At 73.9% G+C, this 21,602-nt stretch carries 22 protein-coding genes; all 22 read left to right on the forward strand.

Translation table 11 applies throughout. From position 1 onward, the window contains the following. The first annotated feature begins 58 nt into the window (after nt 1–58). Nucleotides 59–1,582 carry a diaminopimelate decarboxylase gene (lysA, locus tag BLW63_RS06415; RefSeq protein WP_091152676.1) on the forward strand — a complete coding sequence of 508 codons (1,524 nt, stop codon included), beginning with the start codon at nt 59–61 and terminating at the stop codon, nt 1,580–1,582. Next, nucleotides 1,579–2,871 carry a homoserine dehydrogenase gene (locus tag BLW63_RS06420; RefSeq protein ID WP_091152678.1) on the forward strand — a complete coding sequence of 431 codons (1,293 nt, stop codon included), beginning with the start codon at nt 1,579–1,581 and terminating at the stop codon, nt 2,869–2,871. The genes lysA and BLW63_RS06420 overlap by 4 nt, the downstream gene beginning before the upstream one ends. Continuing rightward, entirely contained in the window at nt 2,868–3,953 is a 1,086-nt protein-coding gene (thrC, locus tag BLW63_RS06425; protein ID WP_091152680.1) for a threonine synthase, read from the forward strand. Before BLW63_RS06420 ends, thrC begins: the two co-directional genes overlap by 4 nt. A 95-nt stretch (nt 3,954–4,048) precedes the next feature. Beyond that, on the forward strand, nt 4,049–4,972 hold the full coding sequence (gene thrB, locus BLW63_RS06430) for a homoserine kinase (RefSeq protein WP_244522403.1): 924 nt from the start codon (nt 4,049–4,051) through the stop codon (nt 4,970–4,972). A gap of 246 nt (nt 4,973–5,218) precedes the next feature. Then, nucleotides 5,219–7,453, forward strand: coding sequence for a transcription termination factor Rho (rho, locus tag BLW63_RS06435; protein ID WP_091152685.1), 2,235 nt, complete (start codon nt 5,219–5,221; stop codon nt 7,451–7,453). Between the two features lie 178 nt (nt 7,454–7,631). Continuing rightward, on the forward strand, nt 7,632–7,856 hold the full coding sequence (gene rpmE, locus BLW63_RS06440) for a 50S ribosomal protein L31 (RefSeq protein WP_012950137.1): 225 nt from the start codon (nt 7,632–7,634) through the stop codon (nt 7,854–7,856). A gap of 110 nt (nt 7,857–7,966) precedes the next feature. Then, nucleotides 7,967–9,046, forward strand: a complete 1,080-nt coding sequence (gene prfA, locus BLW63_RS06445) for a peptide chain release factor 1 (RefSeq protein ID WP_091152687.1) — start codon at nt 7,967–7,969, stop codon at nt 9,044–9,046. Between the two features lie 14 nt (nt 9,047–9,060). Next, nucleotides 9,061–9,903, forward strand: a complete 843-nt coding sequence (gene prmC / locus BLW63_RS06450) for a peptide chain release factor N(5)-glutamine methyltransferase (protein WP_244522428.1) — start codon at nt 9,061–9,063, stop codon at nt 9,901–9,903. A 14-nt stretch (nt 9,904–9,917) separates the two neighbouring features. Next, nucleotides 9,918–10,574 carry an L-threonylcarbamoyladenylate synthase gene (locus BLW63_RS06455; RefSeq protein ID WP_244522404.1) on the forward strand — a complete coding sequence of 219 codons (657 nt, stop codon included), beginning with the start codon at nt 9,918–9,920 and terminating at the stop codon, nt 10,572–10,574. A 453-nt stretch (nt 10,575–11,027) separates the two neighbouring features. Next, nucleotides 11,028–12,284, forward strand: a complete 1,257-nt coding sequence (locus BLW63_RS06460; RefSeq protein WP_091152693.1) for a glycosyltransferase family 4 protein — start codon at nt 11,028–11,030, stop codon at nt 12,282–12,284. After that, nucleotides 12,281–12,781, forward strand: a complete 501-nt coding sequence (locus tag BLW63_RS06465; RefSeq protein WP_091152695.1) for a Cg1360 family ATP-synthase-associated protein — start codon at nt 12,281–12,283, stop codon at nt 12,779–12,781. Before BLW63_RS06460 ends, BLW63_RS06465 begins: the two co-directional genes overlap by 4 nt. Before the next feature lie 95 nt (nt 12,782–12,876). After that, the gene (locus tag BLW63_RS06470; protein ID WP_244522405.1) at nt 12,877–13,125 is read left to right on the forward strand and encodes an AtpZ/AtpI family protein; all 249 of its coding nucleotides are present in this window, start codon (nt 12,877–12,879) and stop codon (nt 13,123–13,125) included. Beyond that, nucleotides 13,122–13,952: a F0F1 ATP synthase subunit A gene (atpB, locus tag BLW63_RS06475; RefSeq protein ID WP_091152697.1), complete on the forward strand. Its 831-nt coding sequence runs from the start codon at nt 13,122–13,124 to the stop codon at nt 13,950–13,952. Before BLW63_RS06470 ends, atpB begins: the two co-directional genes overlap by 4 nt. A 76-nt stretch (nt 13,953–14,028) precedes the next feature. Continuing rightward, nucleotides 14,029–14,265: an ATP synthase F0 subunit C gene (gene atpE, locus BLW63_RS06480; RefSeq protein ID WP_091152699.1), complete on the forward strand. Its 237-nt coding sequence runs from the start codon at nt 14,029–14,031 to the stop codon at nt 14,263–14,265. Nucleotides 14,266–14,308: 43 nt separating this feature from the next. Then, nucleotides 14,309–14,896 carry a F0F1 ATP synthase subunit B gene (locus BLW63_RS06485; RefSeq protein WP_091152700.1) on the forward strand — a complete coding sequence of 196 codons (588 nt, stop codon included), beginning with the start codon at nt 14,309–14,311 and terminating at the stop codon, nt 14,894–14,896. Beyond that, nucleotides 14,896–15,768 (forward strand): F0F1 ATP synthase subunit delta, encoded by an 873-nt coding sequence (locus tag BLW63_RS06490; RefSeq protein ID WP_091152702.1) that lies wholly within the window; start codon nt 14,896–14,898, stop codon nt 15,766–15,768. Before BLW63_RS06485 ends, BLW63_RS06490 begins: the two co-directional genes overlap by 1 nt. Before the next feature lie 55 nt (nt 15,769–15,823). Continuing rightward, the gene (gene atpA / locus BLW63_RS06495; protein ID WP_091152704.1) at nt 15,824–17,461 is read left to right on the forward strand and encodes a F0F1 ATP synthase subunit alpha; all 1,638 of its coding nucleotides are present in this window, start codon (nt 15,824–15,826) and stop codon (nt 17,459–17,461) included. A 2-nt stretch (nt 17,462–17,463) separates the two neighbouring features. Then, complete coding sequence (locus BLW63_RS06500; RefSeq protein ID WP_091152706.1) at nt 17,464–18,438, forward strand: F0F1 ATP synthase subunit gamma; 975 nt, start codon at nt 17,464–17,466, stop codon at nt 18,436–18,438. A 78-nt stretch (nt 18,439–18,516) separates the two neighbouring features. After that, nucleotides 18,517–19,953, forward strand: coding sequence for a F0F1 ATP synthase subunit beta (atpD, locus tag BLW63_RS06505; protein ID WP_091152709.1), 1,437 nt, complete (start codon nt 18,517–18,519; stop codon nt 19,951–19,953). Between the two features lie 303 nt (nt 19,954–20,256). Further along, nucleotides 20,257–20,436 carry a hypothetical protein gene (locus BLW63_RS06510; protein ID WP_091152711.1) on the forward strand — a complete coding sequence of 60 codons (180 nt, stop codon included), beginning with the start codon at nt 20,257–20,259 and terminating at the stop codon, nt 20,434–20,436. Between the two features lie 311 nt (nt 20,437–20,747). After that, nucleotides 20,748–21,137, forward strand: a complete 390-nt coding sequence (locus BLW63_RS06515; protein ID WP_091152713.1) for a F0F1 ATP synthase subunit epsilon — start codon at nt 20,748–20,750, stop codon at nt 21,135–21,137. A gap of 39 nt (nt 21,138–21,176) precedes the next feature. Further along, complete coding sequence (locus BLW63_RS06520; RefSeq protein WP_091152715.1) at nt 21,177–21,581, forward strand: DUF2550 domain-containing protein; 405 nt, start codon at nt 21,177–21,179, stop codon at nt 21,579–21,581. Nucleotides 21,582–21,602 lie beyond the last annotated feature (21 nt).

Raw genomic sequence — 21,602 nt, forward strand, 5'->3', positions numbered from 1 at the left:
CGCACTCCGCGGGATCGCCGCGACCCGGCCACCCCCGACCCGACACCCGGGAGCGACAGTGAGAGCGCACCCCGCCGGCCCGCTGCACGGGGGCATGACCCCGCCGCCGTCGGTCGGCCTTCCGCCGGCCGACCTCGGCGTCCTCGACCCGCAGGTCTGGCCGCGCTCGGCGCGGCGCGTCGACGGCGAGCTGCACCTGGGCGGCCGACCGGTCACCGAGCTGGCGCGGGCGCACGGTACCCCGCTGTTCGTGCTCGACGAGGCGGACTTCCGCGGCCGGGCCGCCGACTTCGCGGCCGCTTTCGCGGACGCCGACGTGCACTACGCGTCCAAGGCGTTCCTCTGCGGGCAGGTCGCCCGCTGGATCGCCGACGACGGTCTGCACCTGGATGCCTGCTCGGGCAACGAGCTGGCCCTGGCCCTGGCCGCCGGCTTCCCGGCCGACCGGATCGCGCTGCACGGCAACAACAAGTCCCTCGTCGAGCTGCAGCTGGCCGTCGACTCCGGCATCGGCCACGTCGTCCTCGACTCCTTCGACGAGATCGACCGGCTGGTGCCGATGGCTGCCGCCCGGGTGGCCGCAGGCGGCGCGCCGGTGCCGGTGCTGGTCCGGACCACGGTCGGCATCGAGGCGCACACCCACGAGTTCATCGCCACCGCCCACGAGGACCAGAAGTTCGGCTTCTCGCTGGCCACCGGCGACGCGCTGACCGCCGCGGTCCGGGTCATCCGGGAGCCGGCGCTGCGGCTGACCGGCCTGCACAGCCACATCGGCTCGCAGATCTTCGACACCGCCGGGTTCGAGGCGGCTGCGCACCGGGTGGTCGGCCTGCTCGGGCAGGTGCGGCAGGCCACCGGCGAGGTGCTGGGGGAGCTAAACCTCGGCGGCGGCTTCGGCATCGCCTACCTGCCCGACGACGACCCGGTCGGCCCCGACGACGTCGCCCGGCGGCTGGGGGCCGTCGTGGCCGCCGAGTGCGCGGCGCTGGACCTGCCGGTGCCCCGGCTGGCCGTCGAGCCCGGGCGGGCCATCGCCGGCCCCGGCACCGTGACGCTGTACGAGATCGGCACCATCAAGCCGGTGCGCCTCGGCAGCGGCGGGCACGGCGCCCCGCAGGTGCGCAACTACGTCTCGGTCGACGGTGGGATGAGTGACAACATCCGCACCGCGCTCTACGACGCCTCCTACACCTGCGTGCTGGCCAACCGGACCTCCGACGCCCCGCCCGCGCTGTGCCGGGTCGTCGGCAAGCACTGCGAGAGCGGCGACGTGCTGGTCCGCGACCTGTGGCTGCCCGCCGACGTGCAGCCCGGCGACCTGCTCGCGGTCGCCGCGACCGGTGCCTACTGCTGGTCGATGGCGAGCAACTACAACTACCTGCTCAAGCCGCCGGTGGTGGCCGTGCGGGACGGCGTCGCCACCGAGGTGGTCCGGCGTCAGACACTGTCGGACGTGTTCGCCCTTGACGCCGTCCTCGCCGACGTCCCCCCGCCCGCGACCGCGCCGTCCCAGCCCGCGCCCGAGCACCCGGCCGGGGTCCGGTCGACGAGCTCGCGAGTCGGCGCGGAGGCACAGTCGTGAGCGCGCCGCTGCGGGTCGCGCTGCTGGGCTGCGGCACCGTCGGGAGCGCGGTGCTGCGGCTGCTCGACGAGCAGGCGGACGACCTCGCCGCGCGCATCGGCCGCCCGGTCGAGGTCGCCGGCGTCGCGGTCCGCCGTCCCGACCGGCACCCCGACGTCCCCGCGCACCTGCTCACCACCGACGCGCACGGACTGGTGACCCGGCCCGACGTCGACCTCGTCGTCGAGGTGATCGGCGGCATCGAGCCGGTGCGCTCGCTGCTGCTGGCCGCCTTCGAGGCCGGGAGGTCGGTGGTCAGCGCCAACAAGGCGCTGCTGGCCGACGACGGCGGAGAGCTGCACGCAGCCGCGGCCAAGGCCGGCGTCGACCTCTACTACGAGGCGGCCGTCGCCGGGGCGATCCCGCTGCTGCGCCCGCTGCGCGAGTCGCTCGCCGGTGACCAGCTGCGGCGGGTCGTCGGCATCGTCAACGGCACGACGAACTACATCCTGTCCCGGATGGCCGAGACCGGGCACGGCTTCACCGAGGCCCTCGCCGAGGCGACCGAGCTGGGCTACGCCGAGGCCGACCCGACCGCCGACGTCGACGGGTTCGACGCCGCCGCCAAGGCCGCTATCCTGGCCTCGCTGGCCTTCCACACCTCGGTCTCAGCCGCCGACGTGTACCGCGAGGGCATCTCCGCGGTCACCTCGATCGACGTGGCCCGCGCCGCCGAGATCGGCTGCACGGTCAAGCTGCTGGCCATCTGCGAGCGGGTCGCAGGAGACGGCGGGGACTCCGTCGCCGTCCGCGTGCACCCGGCGATGATCCCGACGACGCACCCGCTGGCCTCGGTCGGCGGGGCGTTCAACGCGGTCTTCGTCGAGGCCGAGGCCGCCGGGCAGTTGATGTTCTACGGCCAGGGCGCCGGCGGCGACGCGACCGCCAGCGCCGTCCTCGGTGACCTGGTCGCCGTGGCGCGCAACCGGGTCGCCGGCGTGGCCGGCCCGGGCGTCACCACCTACGCGGGCCTGCCGGCCCGGCCCATCGCCGAGACCCCCACCCGCTACCACGTCAGCCTGGACGTCGCCGACAAGCCCGGCGTGCTCGCGACGGTCGCGCAGGAGTTCGCCCGGCACGGGGTCAGCATCGCCACCGTGCGCCAGGACGGGCACGGGGACGCCGCGACGCTGGTCATCGTCACCCACAGCGCCCCCGACGCCGCGCTCTCGGCGACGGTCACCGCGCTGCGCGAGATGCCCGCCGTGCGGGCCGTGACCAGCATCCTGCGCGTGGAGGGACTGTCATGACGACGCAGCTGCCCGTGCGGGGCACCGTCTCACCGCTCTGGCCGGGGCTTATCGAGGCCTACCGGTCGCGGCTGCCGGTCAGCGACAGCACCCCCGTGGTGACCCTGCAGGAGGGGGCGACCCCGCTGGTGCCGGCGGTCGAGCTCTCCCGCCGCACCGGCTGCGAGGTCTACCTCAAGGTCGAGGGCGCCAACCCGACCGGCTCGTTCAAGGACCGCGGGATGACCATGGCCATCACCAAGGCCAAGGAAGAGGGCGCCCAGGCGGTCATCTGCGCCTCCACCGGCAACACCAGCGCCAGCGCCGCCGCCTACGCCGCCCGCGCCGGGCTGGTCTGCGCCGTCCTGGTCCCGCAGGGGAAGATCGCCCTGGGCAAGCTGGCCCAGGCGCTGGTCCACGGGGCCAAGCTGCTGCAGGTCGACGGCAACTTCGACGACTGCCTCGCCCTGGCCAGCAAGCTGTCGATCGACTACCCGGTCAGCCTGGTCAACAGCGTCAACCAGTACCGCATCGAGGGGCAGAAGACCGCCTCGTTCGAGATCGTCGACGTCCTCGGCGACGCCCCGGACGTCCACTGCCTGCCGGTCGGGAACGCCGGCAACATCACCGCGTACTGGCAGGGCTACCGCGAGTACGCCGCCGACGGCACGGCCGGCCGGACGCCGCGGATGTGGGGTTTCCAGGCCGCCGGTGCCGCCCCGATCGTGACCGGGCACGTCGTCGAGCAGCCGCAGACCATCGCCACGGCCATCCGCATCGGCAACCCGGCGTCCTGGACCAAGGCGCTCGCCGCCCGCGACGAGTCCGGCGGGCGCATCGACGCCGTCACCGACCGCGCCATCCTCGCCGCCTACCGGCTGCTCGCCCGCACCGAGGCCGTCTTCGTCGAGCCGGCGTCGGCCGCCTCGGTCGCAGGGCTGCTGCAGGTGGCGGAGGCGGGCGAGCTCGAGCCGGGTCAGCGGGTCGTCTGCACGGTGACCGGCAACGGCCTCAAGGACCCGGAGTGGGCCATCTCCGGCGCGCCGGCCCCGGTGACCGTGCCGGTCGACGCCGAGGCCGCCGCCGCCCAGCTGGGGCTCTAGTGGGAGGGCCACGTCCCGCCCTCCGCTCGGAGGAGGACCCCCTGCCCCCCGCGTGCATGGGGCCGGCCCCGGACGCGGCCGCAGCACGGATCCGGGTGCCCGCCACCAGCGCCAACCTGGGGCCGGCGTTCGACAGCGCCGGCATCGCGCTGAGCTGCCACGACGTCGTCGCCTTCGACGTCCTCGCCTCCGGCCTGGAGGTCGAGGTCTCCGGCGCGGGCGCGGGTGAGCTGCCCACCGACGGGTCGCACCTGGTGGTGCGCGCCTTCCGGGCCGCGTGCGACGAGCTGGCCTGGACGCCGTCCGGCCTGCGCGTCGTCGCCGGGAACGGCATCCCGCAGGGGCGGGGGATGGGCTCGTCGGCGGCGGCCGTGGTCGCCGGCGTCCTCGGCGCCTGGGCGCTGTGCCCCGAGGTCGACGGCGTCGACCTCGACGCGGTGCTCCGGCTCACCTCCGACCTGGAGGGCCACCCGGACAACGTCGCCCCCTGCCTGCTCGGCGGCGCGACGCTGTCCTGGGTGACCGACGGCGTCGCCCGCGCCGACACCCTCCCCGTGCACGACGACGTGCGACCGGTGGTGCTCGTCCCCGACGCGACGCTGTCCACGCACGTCGCCCGCGGCCTGCTGCCCGACGCCGTCCCGCACGCCGACGCCGCCTTCAACGCCGGGCGGGCGGCGCTGTTGACGCACGCGCTGGTCCGCGCGCCGGCGCTGCTGTTCGAGGCGACCGAGGACCGGCTGCACCAGCGGCAGCGCGCGGCGGCCATGCCCGCCTCCGCGCAACTGCTCGACCGGCTGCGCGCTGCCGGGCACGCCGCGGTCGTCTCCGGCGCCGGCCCGAGCCTGCTCGTGCTCACCCGCCGGCACCCCGACGACCCCGCCGACGACCCGGCCGCCGCCGTCGGGCTGCGCGACGTGGCCGATCTCACTCCGGAGGGGTGGTCGGTGCTACCCCTGAGTGTGGATCTCCACGGTGCGCGTGTGGAGCGCGCTGCGCAGCAGGTATCGTCTCGATAACGAGGAACACACCGGTACCGCTCGGTGTTGTCGAGTCCGTGAGCCGGAACTAGGCTCACGGCGTAGCCGCCCAGTCGGGCGAGCCTCGCGCGGGGCGTTGCAGACGATTCGATGTCCGTCGCCGCAGAACCGCTCCGCACCCACTGGATCCCGCATCTCTCGCTGTCCGCTCAAAAGATCGGGCGGAGGAGGCCGGACCACCCCCTGCGCTGGTAGGCGCAGGTCTCCGCAGGGAAGGACCTGTACGTGAGCGAGACCACCGACCTCGTCACCGCGCCGCAGGGCGCCGGCACCGACGAGGCACCTGCCGCTTCTGGGACGACGGGCCGCACCCGTCGCCGCGGCAGCGGGCTCTCCGGCATGCTGCTGCCCGAGTTGCAGCGGCTGGCCGCCGAGCTCGGCATCTCCGGCACCGGCCGCATGCGCAAGAGCGACCTGGTCGCCGCCATCTCCGCCCGTCAGGTGGGCGAGGGCTCGACCCCGCCCGCCGATGGCACCTCCGCCATCCCGGCGGCTCGCGAGGCCGAGGGGCCGCGCCCGGCCGCCGCCACGGCGCAGCCGGTCGAGGCCCCGGTGAGCGGTGGCGCGAACGGCGGGCCCGTGAGCGCGCCGGCCCAGGCCGGCAGCGCGGCGGCACCCCGTCGCCGCCGCGGGGCCAGCCGCCCCGCCGGCTCGCCGTCCGCCGAGGACAGCACCCCCGCCGCCGACGCCCCCGCCGCGACCCCCGAGCCCCGCGCCGAGGCCCCGGCCGCCGACACTCCCGCCCCGGACCGCGAGCGGACCGAGGGCGGCACCGACGGTGAGCGCGCCGACGACGACCGTCCGCAGCGCAGCCGCAACCGCAACCGCGGCGAACGGGACGGCGCCGAGCGCGGCAGCCGGGACAGCGGCGGCGACCGCGCCGAGCGTGGCCGCACCGACCGCGACGGCGGCGACCGCGCCGAGCGTGGCCGCACCGACCGTGACGGCGGAGAGCGCGCCGAGCGTGGCCGCACCGACCGTGACGGCGGTGAGCGGGCCGAGCGTGGCCGCACCGACCGCGACGGCGGCGAGCGGGCCGAGCGTGGCCGCACCGAGCGCGAGGGCAACCGCACCGAGCGCGACGGCAACCGCGGCCCCGACCGCGGCGATCGCGGCGGCCGGCCGGACAACCGCGCCGACAGTCGCAACGACCGCGGCAACGACAACCGCAACGACAACCGAAACGACGGCCGCAACGACGAGGACGACGACGACTTCGAGGGCGGCCGCGGCCGCCGGGGCCGCCGTTACCGGGACCGCAACCGCCGCGGCGGCAACACCCGCGAGCGCTTCGACCAGAACGAGCCGACCATCAGCGAGGACGACGTCCTGCTGCCCGTCGCCGGCATCCTCGACGTGCTGGACAACTACGCGTTCGTCCGCACCTCCGGCTACCTGACCGGCCCGAACGACGTCTACGTCTCGCTGTCGCAGGTGCGCCGCTACGGCCTGCGCCGCGGTGACGCCATCACCGGCGCCGTCCGCCAGCCCCGGGAGGGCGAGCGCAAGGACAAGTACAACGCGCTGGTCCGGCTGGACACCGTCAACGGCCTGGATCCCGAGCAGGCCCGGCAGCGCCCGGAGTTCACCAAGCTGACCCCGCTCTACCCGCAGGAGCGGCTGCGGCTGGAGACCGAGCCGCACCAGTTGACCACCCGGGTCATCGACCTGGTCATGCCGATCGGCAAGGGCCAGCGCGCGCTCATCGTGTCGCCGCCCAAGGCCGGCAAGACGATGGTGCTGCAGTCGATCGCCAACGCGATCACGACGAACAACCCCGAGTGCCACCTCATGGTCGTCCTCGTCGACGAGCGGCCCGAGGAGGTCACCGACATGCAGCGCTCGGTGAAGGGCGAGGTCATCGCCTCGACCTTCGACCGGCCGCCGTCGGACCACACCACGGTCGCGGAGCTGTCCATCGAGCGGGCCAAGCGCCTGGTCGAGATGGGCCACGACGTCGTCGTGCTGCTGGACTCGATCACCCGCCTGGGCCGCGCCTACAACCTGGCGGCCCCGGCCAGCGGGCGCATCCTCTCCGGCGGTGTCGACTCCACGGCGCTCTACCCGCCCAAGCGCTTCCTCGGCGCCGCCCGCAACATCGAGAACGGCGGCTCGCTGACCATCATCGCCTCGGCGCTGGTCGAGACCGGCTCGACGATGGACACGGTCATCTTCGAGGAGTTCAAGGGCACCGGTAACGCGGAGATCAAGCTCGACCGCCGGCTGGCGGACAAGCGGGTCTTCCCGGCCGTCGACGTCAACGCGTCGGGCACGCGCAAGGAGGAGATCCTCATGTCGCCCGACGAGCTGGCCATCGTCATCAAGCTGCGCCGGGTGCTCGCCGCGCTCGAACCGCAGCAGGCGCTGGAGCTGCTGCTCGACAAGCTGCGCAAGACGCGCAACAACATCGAGTTCCTCATGCAGATCCAGAAGACGACGCTCGGCCCGGAGCGCGATTAAGGACCCGCTGCCCCCACCACTCGCACGCTCGTGGCGGGGCCCTGCAGCGGGGCCAACCGTGAGCGGCGCCCGGCCGATCAGGGATACTGGTCGGCCGAGCCCCGCCGCGCGGCCGGAATGACCGGCCGGCCGCCGGCGTTCGACCACCTGAACGGCACAGACCACCGGAAGAGGCGACATGAAGCCCGGCATCCACCCCGAGTACCACACCACCACGGTGACCTGTGGTTGCGGGAACACCTTCACCACCCGCAGCACGGCGCCCGGCGGCACGCTGACCGTCGAGACCTGCTCCGCCTGCCACCCCTTCTACACGGGCAAGCAGCGGATCCTGGACACCGGCGGGCGCGTGGCCCGCTTCGAGAAGCGGTTCGGCAAGCGCAACGCCAACGCCGGCCAGTAGTCCCCCCGACGGCGCCCGTCCCACCTCGTGTGGGGCGGGCGCCGTCGTCGTGTCCAGCTCCGTCCCCCTGGCGGTCCCCGCGAGACCGCCGCTGTCCGAGAGGCCCCCGCATGAGCAGCAGCACCGACGCCGCGCCTGACCGGCTCAGCGGGCTGCTCGCCGAGCACGCCGCGCTGGAGACCGAGCTGGCCGACCCCGCCGTCCACGCCGATGCGTCCCGCGCCCGGCGACTGGGCCGCCGCTACGCGCAGCTCGCCCCGCTGGTGGAGACCAAGCGCGCGCTGGACGCCGTCCGCGACGACCTGGCCGCCGCGCGCGAGCTCGCCGACGAGGACGCCTCCTTCGCCGCCGAGGCCGCGGCGCTCGAGCAGCGGGTGCCCGAGCTCGAGGACCGGCTGCACTCCCTCCTGCTGCCCGAGGACCCCGACGACGACAAGGACGTCATCCTCGAGATCAAGGCGGGGGAGGGCGGCGCGGAGTCGGCGCTGTTCGCCGGCGACCTGCTGCGCATGTACCTGCGCTACGCCGAGCGCCGCGGCTGGGCGACCGAGGTGCTCGACGCCGTCCCGGCCGACCTCGGCGGCTACAAGGACGTCTCGATCGCGGTGAAGTCCCGCGGCGACGAGGGCATCTGGTCCCGGCTGAAGTTCGAGGGCGGCGTGCACCGGGTGCAGCGGGTGCCGGTCACCGAGTCGCAGGGCCGCATCCACACCTCCGCCGTCGGCGTCCTCGTGCTGCCCGAGGCCGAGGAGGTCGACGTCACCGTCGACCCCAACGACCTGCGGATCGACGTCTTCCGCTCGTCGGGCCCCGGCGGGCAGAGCGTGAACACCACCGACTCCGCCGTCCGGATCACCCACGTGCCGACCGGCATCGTCGTCAGCTCGCAGAACGAGAAGAGCCAGCTGCAGAACCGCGAGTCGGCGCTGCGGGTGCTCCGCTCCCGGCTGCTGGCCGCCGCCCGCGAGGAGGCCGCCGCGGCGGCGAGCGACCAGCGCCGCAGCCAGGTGCGCACCGTCGACCGCAGCGAGCGGGTGCGCACCTACAACTTCCCGGAGAGCCGGATCTCCGACCACCGGGTCGGCTTCAAGGCGCACAACCTCGACCAGGTGCTCGACGGCGAGCTGGACCCGGTCATCGACGCGCTCACCCGCGCGCACACCGCCGAGCTGCTGGCGGGCGGCTCCTGAACACCCGCGCCCTGCTGACGGACGCCGCGCAGCGGCTCGCCGCCGCCGGGGTCGCGTCGCCACGGGTCGACGCCGAGCTGCTGCTCGCCCACGTCCTCGGCGTGACCCGCACCGGCCTGCTGACCCTCGGCGAGGTGCCCGACGACGCGGCCGCCCGCTTCGAGGCCCTCGCCGGGCAGCGCGCCGACCGGGTGCCGTTGCAGCACCTCACCGGCCGCGCGCCGTTCCGCCACCTCGAGCTCGCCGTCGGCCCGGGTGTCTTCGTGCCGCGGCCGGAAACCGAGCAGCTGGTCGAGTGGGCGCTGGCGCGGCTGGCCGGTGTTGCCGAGCCGGTCGTGGTCGACCTCGGCAGCGGCTCGGGCGCCATCGCACTGTCGATCGCGCACGAGCACCCCGGGGCGCGGGTCACCGCCGTCGAGCGCGACCCGGGTGCGATCGAGTGGACGCGGCACAACGCGGCCGCCCGCGCCGCCGCGGGGGACCGCCCGGTCGAGGTGCTGTCCGGCGACATGACCGACCCGGGCCTGCTCGCCGAGCTCGACGGGACGGTCGACCTCGTCGTCTCCAACCCGCCGTACGTGCCCGACGGTGCGACCGTGCCGCGCGAGGTGGCCGACCACGACCCGCCGCTGGCGCTGTGGGGCGGTCCCGACGGGCTCGACGTCGTCCGCGGGCTGCTGCGCACCGCCGCCCGGCTGCTGCGGCCCGGTGGCGGGCTGGGCATCGAGCACGCCGACCAGCAGGGGGGTGCACTGCCCGCGCTGGTGCGCGCCTCCGGGGGCTGGACCGACGTCGCCGACCACCCCGACCTGGCCGGCCGTCCGCGGTACACGACCGCGCACCGCGACCGGGGATGACAGACTCGCCGCTCGTGGCCTCGTCTCCCGCCCCAGCGACCTACGACTGCTCCGACCCCGACGCCCGCGCCGCCGGGCTGGATGCCGCGGCGGCGGCGATCGGCCGGGGCGAGCTGGTGCTGCTGCCCACCGACACCGTGTACGGCGTCGCCGCCGACGCCTTCACCCCGCCGGCGGTCGCCGCGCTCCTGGCGGCGAAGAACCGCGGCCGGACCATGCCGGTGCCGGTGCTCATCGGCGAGGCCTCCACGCTCGTCGGGCTGGTCACCATCGTCCCGCCGCCGGCGACGGCGCTGGCCGAGGCGTTCTGGCCCGGCGGGCTGACGCTCGTGCTCGAACACTCGTCGTCCCTGGCCTGGGACCTGGGGGACGCCGAGGGCACCGTCGCCGTCCGGCTGCCCGACGACGACATCGCCCGGGACCTGCTGCGGCGCACCGGCCCGCTGGCCGTGTCCAGCGCCAACCGCTCCGGCCGGCCGGCCGCGACCACCGCCGACGAGGCGGTCGCCCAGCTCGGCACCCACGCGGCCGTCGTGCTGGACGGCGGGCCGCGCGCCGGGAGCGCGGCGAGCACGATCGTCGACTGCACCGTCCCCGCCCCGCGGGTGCTCCGGGTGGGCGCGATCCCCGTCGACCGGTTGCGCGAGGTCGTCCCCGAGATCGTCGACTGATCGAAGGACCCTCCTGCTCCCCACCACTCGCAGGCTCGCGGCGGGGCCCTGCAGGAGGGCCGTTCCAGCACGTCACCGGGCTCGCGGCGGGGCCCGGCAGGAGGGCCGTTCCAGTACGTCACCGGGCTCGCGGCGGGGCCCGGCAAGAGGGCCGATGCAGCACGTCACCGGGCTCGCGGCGGGACCCGGCAAGAGGGCCGATGCAGCACGTCACCGGGCTCGCGGCGGGACCCTGCGGAACGCCGCCTCGCGGGGCCTCTCGCCGGCTCGGCGACGCCGGCGAGGAGTCCGAGCGCTCCGCGGCTCCCGGTGGGGCGGGGGCCGGAGCGATACCGTGGGACGACACTCCGTCGCCGAAGCCCCGGGAGACCCGCCGCGATGAGCACCCCCTCCTGGGGCACCGTCTCCGGCAGGAGGCACCTGCGCGCGACCTCGTCCGGCCCCGCCTGACCGATGCGCGAGTACGTCGTCGTCCTGCTGACCGCCGGGCTGGTCACCTACCTGGCCACCCCGGTGGTGCGGCTCGCGGCCGTCCGGCTGCGCATGATGGCCGCGCCGCGCGAACGCGACGTGCACGTCATCCCCACCCCGCGCGGCGGCGGTGTGGCGATGTACCTGGGGGTCGCCGCGGCGATCCTGGTGGCGACCCGGCTGCCGGCCCTGCAGCGCACCTTCGACGACTCGCAGACGGCCGCGGTCCTCGTGGCCGGCGGGCTCATCTGCGCGCTCGGCGTGCTCGACGACAAGTTCGGCCTGGACGCCCTGACCAAGCTCACCGGCCAGATCGCCGCCGCCGGCGTGATGGTGCTGCTCGGCGTCCAGCTGCTGTACGTCTTCCTCCCGGTCGCCGACATCGGGACGCTGTCCCTCGGCCCCGACATCGGCGTCCCGCTGACCCTGCTGCTGACGGTCCTCACCGTCAACGCGCTCAACTTCATCGACGGCCTCGACGGGCTGGCCGCGGGCGTCTCGGCGATCGCCGCGCTGGCCTTCTTCGCCTACAGCTACAACCTGGGCGTCGAGGGCTACGACGACATCGCCAGCGCCCCCACGCTGATCACCGCAGTGCTGGCCGGCGCCTGCCTGGGCTTCCTGCCGCACAACTTTAGCCCGGCCCGCATCTTCATGGGCGACTCCGGCTCGATGCTCGTCGGCCTCATGCTCTCGGCGGCTGCCGTCTCGGCCACGGGCCAGGCCGATCCGCAGACGTTCGACTCCGCGGCGTCCCTGCTGCCCCTGGCCCTGCCGCTGCTGGTGCCGATCGCGGTGCTCTCCATCCCCTTCATCGACCTGGTGATGGCCGTCGTCCGCCGCAGCCTGCGCGGCCGCTCACCGTTCTCGCCGGACAAGATGCACCTGCACCACCGGCTGCTGGCGATCGGCCACTCGCACCGGCGCGCGGTGCTGGTCATGTACTTCTGGGCGGCGCTGCTCTCCTTCGGCGCGGTCGGCCTGTCGATCACCAACGGCCGGGTGGAGCTGCTCGTCGGCATCGCGGTGCTGCTCGTCCTCGGCGTCGTCGTCGTCCTCAGCCCCCGGGCCCGCCGGGCGGCCCGCGAGGCGCGCGCCGCCGAGCTCGAGGCGCAGCGCCGGCGCAGCCGGGCCGACCACCCCACGGCGCGGGCGCTGCGCGCCACCGCCCCCGCCGCCTCGGGCCGGCCGGCCGACCCGGCCGGTACGCCGTCACCATCACCCCAGGGAGTCCGATGACCGTCACCGGGACCGAACAGCAGGTCCCGTGGGACCTCTCCTTCCTCCGCGTGGGGACGGCGGTGACCGCGGGGCTCACCGCCCTCGCCGCACCGGTGGCCGGCCTGCTCGCCGGGTGGGACGCCGCGGTGGCGGTGCTGCTCGGCGCGGCCGTCGTCACGTTCTTCTTCGCGCTGTCGGGCCTGGTCATCGCCTGGGCCGGGCGGCACGGTGACGCCTTCACGCTGCCCGCCGCGCTCGGCTCGTTCTTCGTGAAGATCCTGGTCCTGGCCGCGGTGCTGCAGTCGCTGCCGGCCGACGGCTGGGTGCACCGGCGCACGCTGGCGTGGACGGTCGTCGCGGGCGCGCTGGTGTGGAGCGTCGTCCAGCAGCGCTGGGTCTGGACCCGCCGGCTCTACTACGTCCAGCCGCCCGCCCCGCCCCGTCCGCAGCCGCCCACCCCGCCCACGACCGGGGGGAGCCCACCGCCGCCGGGGAGCGCCGCGACACGCGGCTGATAGTGTCCCGGCCGATGGCCGAGGACAGCTCCTCCAGCGGGGGTTCTCGACCTCGACCTGCAACGCCTGCCCAGCGTCAGCCCAGTGGGGCCGACATGGGGTGGGGCATCACCGGGACGATGCTCTCGGGGATCGTCGTGTGGGGCGGGGTCGGACTGCTGCTCGACCGCTGGTGGGGGACGCGCTTCGTCGCGCTCATCGGCGTGCTCCTCGGTCTGACGGTGGCCATCTACCTGGTGGTCGTCAAGTACGGCGCCCCGCCCCCGGCCGAGGGGACGGGGCGCACCGGCTCCACCCGGGGCGGGCGCCGCAGCCCGACCAGGACGCAGAAGGGACAACGGTGACCTCCAGCGCCCACGCGCTCGCCGACGTGCTCGCCGCCGAGGGTGGCGGTGAGGAAGGCGGCTTCCAGGCCCCCAGCATCGCGGAGTTCTACCCGCCGGCGATCTTCGAGTTCTCGGTCCTGGGCATCGACTTCGAGATCACCCGGATCATCCTGATCTTCTGGCTCGCCACCGCGGCGATGCTCGTGTTCCTCGTGCTCGCAGCGCGCAACGCCTCGGTCGTCCCCGGCAAGCTGCAGTACATCGGGGAGAGCGGCTACTCGCTCGTCCGCGACGGCATGGCCCGCGACGTCATCGGCCCGAAGGGGCTGCCGTTCGCGCCGTTCCTCGCCTCGCTGTTCTTCTTCATCCTGTTCAACAACTTCATGAGCATCTTCCCGTTCGCGCAAATCTCACCGAACTCGAAGTTCGCGATCCCGCTGGTGCTCGCGGTGATCGTCTGGGTGCTCTACAACTACATCGGGATCCGCGAGCAGGGCGCCGCGCGCTACTTCAAGGACGCCGCCATCCCGCCAGGCGTGCCGATCGGCGCGCTCATCCTGGTGACGCCGATCGAGCTGCTGCAGGTCTTCGTGATCCGGCCGTTCACGCTCGCCGTCCGGCTCTTCGCCAACATGTTCGCCGGCCACATGCTGCTCGTGGTCTTCTCCCTCGGCGGGGTCTACCTGCTGACCGCCGGCGGCATCTTCCCCCTGTTCGGCGCGGCCTCGTTCCTGATGGCGCTGGTCATGACCTTCTTCGAGCTGCTGGTCATCGTCCTCCAGGCCTACGTCTTCACCGTGCTGACGGCGACCTACCTGAACGGCGCCGTCGAGCCGGCTCACTGACCGCACCACCACGTACCACCCCCAGCCAGCCGCCCGGGGCCTGCCCGGGCGACCGACACAGGAGGAATCACCCCGCATGGTCCTTGCAGAGCTCGTCGGCAGCATCGGCTCGGTCGGCTACGGCCTCGCCGCCATCGGCCCGGGCATCGGCGTCGGCATCGTCTGGGCCGCCTACATCCAGGCGACCGCCCGCCAGCCCGAGTCGGCCGGCCTGACCCGGACCTACGCGTTCCTCGGCGCCGCACTCTCCGAGGCCCTCGCGCTCATCGGCCTGGTCGTCCCCTTCATCTTCGGGCCGGGCAACGCAGGCTGACCGAGCCACCGGTAGGACACCCTGAGCTAGGGACGGGCAGAGCATGAACATCCGAGCTGCGGAATCCGCCAACCCGCTGCTCCCCCCGGTGGGGGAGATCGTCATCGGGACGATCACGTTCGCGATCGCGTTCTTCGTGCTGGCCAAGTTCGTCTGGCCGCGGTTCGAGCAGGTCTTCCGGGCCCGCCGCGAGGCGATCGAGGGCGGCATCGAGCGGGCCGAGGCGATGCAGGCCGAGGCCCAGGCGGCGCTGGAGCAGTACCGCGCCCAGCTGGCCGAGGCGCGCACCGAGGCCGCACAGATCCGCGACCAGGCCCGTGCCGAGGGCCAGCAGATCCTCGAGGAGCTCCGGGCACAGGCCCAGGAGGAGTCCGCGCGGATCGTGGCGCGCGGCGAGGAGCAGCTGGCCACCTCGCGCCAGCAGGTCGTCAACGAGCTGCGCGGCCAGATCGGCCGGCTCGCCGTCGACCTGGCCGGCCGCGTGGTCGGCGAGTCCCTCGAGGACCAGGCTCGGCGCAGCGGCACGGTCGACCGGTTCCTCGACCAGCTCGACGGCATGGCCGGCACGTCCGCCGACGGCCGCGGCGGGGCCACGGGCAGCTCGGTGTACGCGCCGCAGGGCGACCGCTGATGGATGCCTCCAGCCGCGCGGCGCTCGCCGTCGTCCGGGACCGGCTGTCCGAGATCACCCGGCCGGCCTCCGGCCTGCTGGAACGGGCGCGCGACCGGCTGACCGGCCTGGAGCGGGCCGCGAGCCCCGAGGAGCTCGCGGCCCTGGCCGACGAGCTGTTCGCCGTCGCGCGCCTGCTCGACGGGCAGGTCTCGCTGCGCCGGGCGCTGTCGGACCCGTCGGGCAGCCCGGCGGACCGGGCCGGCGTCGCGCGGCGCCTGCTCGCCGGACGGGTCTCCGAGGCCACGCTCGACCTGGTCGAGACCGCAGCCCGGCAGCGCTGGTCACGGCCGCTGGACCTGGTGGAGGCGACCGAGGCCCTGGCCACGGACGCCGCCCTGGACGCCGCGGACGCCCGCGGTGAGCTCGACGGCGTCGAGGACGAGCTCTTCCGGTTCGGACGTATCGTCGCAGGAGATGCGGAACTGTCCCGGATCCTCAGCGACCGCACCGCGCCGGCCGCGGGCAAGGCCGCGCTGCTGGACCGGCTGCTCACCGGCCGGGTCAGCCCGATCAGCGCGCTGTTGCTCCGCAACCACCTCACCGGGCGGGCCGTCGGCAACGCCGAGAACGTCGTCGAACGGCTCTCCGAGGCGGCCTCCACCCGCCGCGGCCAGTCGGTGGCCCGCGTGACCACCGCCGTCCCGCTGACCGACGCGCAGGAGCGCCGGCTCACCGAGCTGCTCGGGCGCCTCTACCGCCGGCCGGTCGGGCTGCAGGTGACCGTCGACCCGAGCGTGCTCGGTGGCCTGGTCATCCGCGTCGGTGACGAGGTCATCGACGGCAGCGTCGCGCACCGCCTCGAGGCCGCCGGCCGGCGGCTCGTCGGCTGACCGGACACCCGGCCCCCACCCAGACACCACCCAGCAGGGAAGAGGACACCACGCCATGGCCGAGCTGACGATCTCCGCTGACGAGATCCGCAGTGCCATCCAGAACTACGTCACCGAGTACTCGCCCGACGTGTCGCGGGAAGAGGTCGGGATCGTCACCGAGGCCGGCGACGGCATCGCCCGGGTCGAGGGCCTGCCCTCGGTCATGACCAACGAGCTGCTCGAGTTCGAGAGCGGCGTCCGCGGCCTGGCGCTGAACCTCGACGTCCGTGAGGTCGGCGTGGTCATCCTCGGCGACTACGCCGGCATCGAGGAGGGCCAGCAGGTCCGCCGGACCGGCGAGGTCCTCTCCGTCCCGGTCGGCGACGGCTACCTCGGCCGCGTGGTCGACCCGCTGGGCAACCCGATCGACGGCGCCGGCCCGATCACCACCACCGGCCGCCGGGCGCTGGAGCTGCAGGCCCCGACCGTCGTCCAGCGGCAGTCGGTGCACGAGCCGATGCAGACCGGCATCAAGGCCATCGACGCCATGACGCCGATCGGCCGCGGCCAGCGCCAGCTGGTCATCGGTGACCGCCAGACCGGCAAGACCGCGATCGTCACCGACACGATCATCAACCAGAAGCAGGCCTGGGCCACGGGCGACCCCGCCCAGCAGGTCCGCTGCATCTACGTCGCCGTCGGCCAGAAGGGCTCGACGATCGCCGCGATCCGCGCCTCCCTCGAGGAGGCCGGCGCGATGGAGTACACGACGATCGTCGCCGCCCCGGCGTCGGAGGCCGCGGGCTTCAAGTACATCGCCCCCTACACCGGCTCGGCCATCGGCCAGCACTGGATGTACGAGGGCAAGCACGTCCTGATCGTCTTCGACGACCTGTCCAAGCAGGCCGAGGCCTACCGTGCGGTCTCCCTGCTGCTGCGCCGGCCGCCGGGCCGCGAGGCCTACCCCGGCGATGTCTTCTACCTCCACTCCCGCCTGCTGGAGCGCTGCGCCAAGCTCTCCGACGAGCTGGGCGCCGGCTCGATGACCGGCCTGCCGCTGGTCGAGACCAAGGGCAACGACGTGTCGGCCTACATCCCGACCAACGTCATCTCGATCACCGACGGGCAGATCTTCCTCGAGACGGGTCTGTTCAACTCCGGGGTCCGCCCGGCCATCAACGTCGGCATCTCGGTGTCCCGCGTCGGCGGCTCGGCCCAGATCAAGGCGATGAAGTCCGTCGCCGGCCGGCTGCGGCTGGACCTCGCGCAGTACCGCGAGCTGGAGGCCTTCGCCTCGTTCTCCTCCGACCTCGACGCCTCCAGCCGCGCGACGCTCGAGCGCGGCCAGCGGCTGGTGGAGCTGCTCAAGCAGGGCCAGTACCAGCCCTACCCGGTGGAGCGCGAGGTCGTCTCCATCTGGCTGGGCACCACCGGCAAGCTCGACAAGGTCCCGGTGCCCGAGGTCCGCCGCTTCGAGCGCGAGTTCCTCGACTACGTCGCCCGCAACCACGGCGGCGTCTTCGACGGGATCCGGCAGAGCCGCGCGCTCGGCGACGACGCCGTCTCCGGCCTGGAGCGGGCGGTCGAGGACTTCTACGGCCAGTTCCAGACCGCCGAGGGCGGCACACTGCGGGTCAACGAGGACGAGGCCGAGGCGATGGATGCGTCCGAGCGCGGCCAGGAGCGCGTCCAGGTCAAGCGGAGCGCCTGACCGTGGCCAGCAACCTCCGCGCGCTGCGGCGCCGCATCCGCTCCACGAAGTCGACGAAGAAGATCTTCTCGGCGCAGGAGCTGATCGCCGGCGCCCGCATCGTGCGCGCCCAGGCCCGGGTGGAGGCCTCCAAGCCCTACGCCCGGGAGATCACCCGGGTGCTGTCGGCCCTGGCGTCGTCGGCGTCGCTGGACCACCCGCTGCTGACGGAGCGGCAGGATGCGCGCCGGGCGGCGGTGCTCGTCATCACCTCCGACCGCGGCTTCGCCGGCTCGTACAACGTCAACGTGCTGCGCCGCACCGAGGAGCTGCTCTCGCTGCTGCGCCAGGAGGGCAAGGAGCCGGTCCTGTACGTGGTGGGCCGCAAGGGGGAGACCTACTACTCCTTCCGCGACCGGGAGATGGCCGAGACCTTCACGGGCTTCTCCGAGCAGCCGGGCTACGCCGACGCCCAGCGCGTCGGTGAGGCGCTCATCGCGACCTTCACCGCCGGCATGGACGACGACGAGACCGGTGCCGGAGCCGACGGCGTCCTCGGTGTGGACGAGCTGCACATCGTCTACACCGAGTTCCGGTCGCTGCTCGCGCAGGTCCCGGTCGCCAAGCGGATGGCCCCGCTGGAGGTCGAGGAGGTCGAGGAGTTCGACTACGAGCGGGAGGACCGGGAGAGCGGCGTCACCACCGGCGACTCCGGCGTCCCGACGTCCTACGAGTTCGAGCCCTCGCCCGACGCCCTCCTCGACGCCCTGCTGCCGAAGTACGTCACGACGCGGATCTTCGCGGCGATGCTGGAGTCGGCGGCATCTGAGTCGGCGTCCCGGCGGCGGGCCATGAAGTCGGCCTCGGACAACGCCGAGGAACTGGCGAAGAACCTCTCCCGGCAGGCCAACCAGGCCCGCCAGGCCGAGATCACCCAGGAGATCAGTGAGATCGTCGGCGGTGCGGACGCGCTGGTGTCCGCCGGCGCCGACGACTGACCCCACCCCGGCCGCTCCCGCGGCAGGGATCCCGAAGACGCGGACCAACGCAAGGCCGAGGGCAGGAGAGCAGTACAGATGACCGTCACCGAGGACCGTCCGACCACCCAGACGACCGGCCGCGTCGTCCGGGTCACCGGGCCGGTCGTCGACGTCGAGTTCCCGCGCGACGCGATGCCCGACCTGTTCAACGCCCTGCAGGTCGAGGTGACCCTCGCCGACCTGGGCAAGACGCTGACCCTCGAGGTCGCCCAGCACCTGGGCGACAACGTGGTCCGCACCATCTCCATGCAGCCCACCGACGGTCTGGTCCGGGGCGCCGAGGTCCGGGACACCGGCTCTGCGATCTCCGTACCTGTCGGCGACGTCACCAAGGGTCACGTCTGGAACGCCCTCGGCCAGTGCCTGGACGCCCCCGGCCACGGCGCCGACGCGCTGCGCTGGGGGATCCACCGGCACGCGCCGCGGTTCGACCAGCTCGAGGGCCGCACCGAGATGCTGGAGACCGGCATCAAGGTCATCGACCTGCTGACCCCCTACGTGGCCGGCGGGAAGATCGGCCTGTTCGGTGGTGCCGGCGTGGGCAAGACGGTGCTCATCCAGGAGATGATCCGCCGCGTCGCCCAGGAGTTCGGCGGTGTCTCGGTGTTCGCCGGCGTCGGTGAGCGCACCCGTGAGGGCAACGACCTGATCACCGAGATGACCGAGTCCGGCGTCATCGAGTCCACCGCGCTGGTCTTCGGCCAGATGGACGAGCCGCCGGGCACCCGGCTGCGGGTCGCGCTGTCGGCGCTGACGATGGCGGAGTACTTCCGCGACGAGCAGAACCAGGACGTGCTGCTCTTCATCGACAACATCTTCCGGTTCACCCAGGCCGGGTCCGAGGTGTCCACGCTGCTGGGCCGCATGCCCTCCGCCGTGGGTTACCAGCCGACCCTCGCCGACGAGATGGGCGAGCTGCAGGAGCGGATCACCTCGACGCGGGGTCACTCGATCACCTCGCTGCAGGCGATCTACGTGCCCGCCGACGACATCACCGACCCGGCGCCGCACACCACCTTCGCCCACCTCGACGCGACGACCGTGCTCAGCCGGCCGATCTCGGAGAAGGGCATCTACCCGGCCGTGGACCCGCTGGACTCCACCAGCCGGATCCTGGACCCGCAGTACGTCGGGCAGGAGCACTACGCCATCGCCCAGACGGTGAAGCAGGTGCTGCAGCGCTACCAGGAGCTGCAGGACATCATCGCCATCCTCGGCATCGACGAGCTCTCCGAGGAGGACAAGGTCACGGTCAACCGGGCCCGGCGCGTCGAGCGCTTCCTCTCGCAGAACATGTTCGTGGCCGAGGCCTTCACCGGGCAGCCGGGCTCCTTCGTGCCGGTGTCGGAGACGCTCCAGGCGTTCAAGGCGATCACCGACGGCGAGTACGACAACGTGCCGGAGCAGGCGTTCTTCATGTGCGGTGGCCTCGAGGACCTCGAGCGCAACGCCGACAAGCTGAAGCGCGGCTGAAAAGGACCCCCCTGCCCCCCGCCACTCGCACGCGCGCGGCGGGGCCCTGCAGGGGGGCCGCCCGCTGCCCCCTCGCTTCGCAGGCTCAGCGAGGGCCCAGCAGCGGGGCCGTTCCAGCACCGAGGCGGCCGGGTCCCGACGGGACCCGGCCGTTCCGTGTTCCCGGGCGGGAGTGCGGGTAGCCCCCGCGCGGCGGTCCCCGGACGGGTGGGTGTGCTGCGGGTCCCCTCAAGGGGATCCCGCTCCGTGCCGATCTCGTGCGAGGACGCCCGGAGCAGCTGGGCGACGAGCGGGAGAGACGACGTGGACGGCATCACCGGGACGCAGGTGGACGGCGCCGACTGGAGCTGGCCGCCGTCGGCCGCCGTCCCCTACGTCGGCGGCCGGCAGTTCCACACCGACGAGTGGGCGCCGGCCTCGACCGTGCGCCGTCCCTGGGTGCGCGTGGGGCGCTGGACCCTGCTGTACCGCCGCTGCGCCTGAACAAGGACCCCGTCCCACCCACCCTTCGCGAGGTCGGGGCGGTGCCCTGGACGGGCCGCCCTGCCCCCGCCCCTCGCAGGCTCGGGACGGGGCCCTGACGCGGGGCCGTTCCAGCGCGTCACCAGGCTCGCGGCGGGACCCTGCGGGGAGGCCACCGTCCTCCCCAAGCCGCGCGGACTCGGCGGGAGGTCCCCGGGAGGGGGTCTCGACCGGGACCGGACGGGTGCGCCACTAGAGTGGAAGCGACCCGTCGCCGTGTCCGCCCCGGACGTGGTGACCCGTACCGCCGTTCGGTGGACCCGAGGAGTGTCGTGGCGACCCTGCATGTCGAGTTGGTGGCCGTCGAGCGGATGATCTGGTCCGGCGAGGCCAGCATGGTCGTGGCCCGCACGACCGAGGGTGAGCTGGGCGTCCTGCCCGGGCACGCGCCGCTGCTCGGCCAGCTCGCCGACGGCGGCGTCGTCACCGTGCGCACCGTCGAGGGCGAGGACATGGTGGTCGCCGCCCACGGCGGCTTCCTGTCGGTGACCGACCGCGGGGTCTCCATCCTGGCCGAGACCGCGGAGATCTCCTCCGAGATCGACGTCGAGCGGGCACGCGAGGCGTTGCGCCGCGCGGAGCAGGCCGGTGACGACCCCGACGCCCTCGCCGCCGCCAAGCGCGCCCAGTCGCGACTGCGCGCCGCCGGTCAGGACGTCTGAGCCGCCGCCGACGTCCCGCCTGACCGACCGGCGCCCCGGATGACGACCGAACTGCTCCTCCTGGTCGTCGCGGTGGTCGTCGTCGGGCTGGTCGTCGCGTTCCTGCTGCGCCGCCGTTTCCTGCTCACCGGGCTCGGCGCGGTCACCATGTGGCTGCGCCCGACGGGCTCGCCGCGCTGGTCGGTGGGGGTGGCCTGGTACGGCGGCGACTCGCTGCTCTGGTACCGCGCGCTGTCGCTCTCGGTACGCCCGCAGCAACGGCTGTGCCGCGCGGAGTTCCGGGTGCAGGGACGGCGTCGCGCGGGCGCCGAGGACGTATCCCTGCCTGAGGACGTCGTCGTCCTCTCCTGCGCCACCGCGGCCGGCCCCCGGGAACTGGCCATGGACTCCTCGACGGTGACGGGCTTCCTGTCCTGGGTCGAGTCCGCACCGCCGGTGCGTTGAAGGGCTCCCTTGGCCCCCACC

Origin of the sequence: Geodermatophilus africanus (assembly GCF_900107105.1) — a bacterium.
Taxonomy (GTDB): Bacteria; Actinomycetota; Actinomycetes; order Mycobacteriales; family Geodermatophilaceae; genus Geodermatophilus; species Geodermatophilus africanus.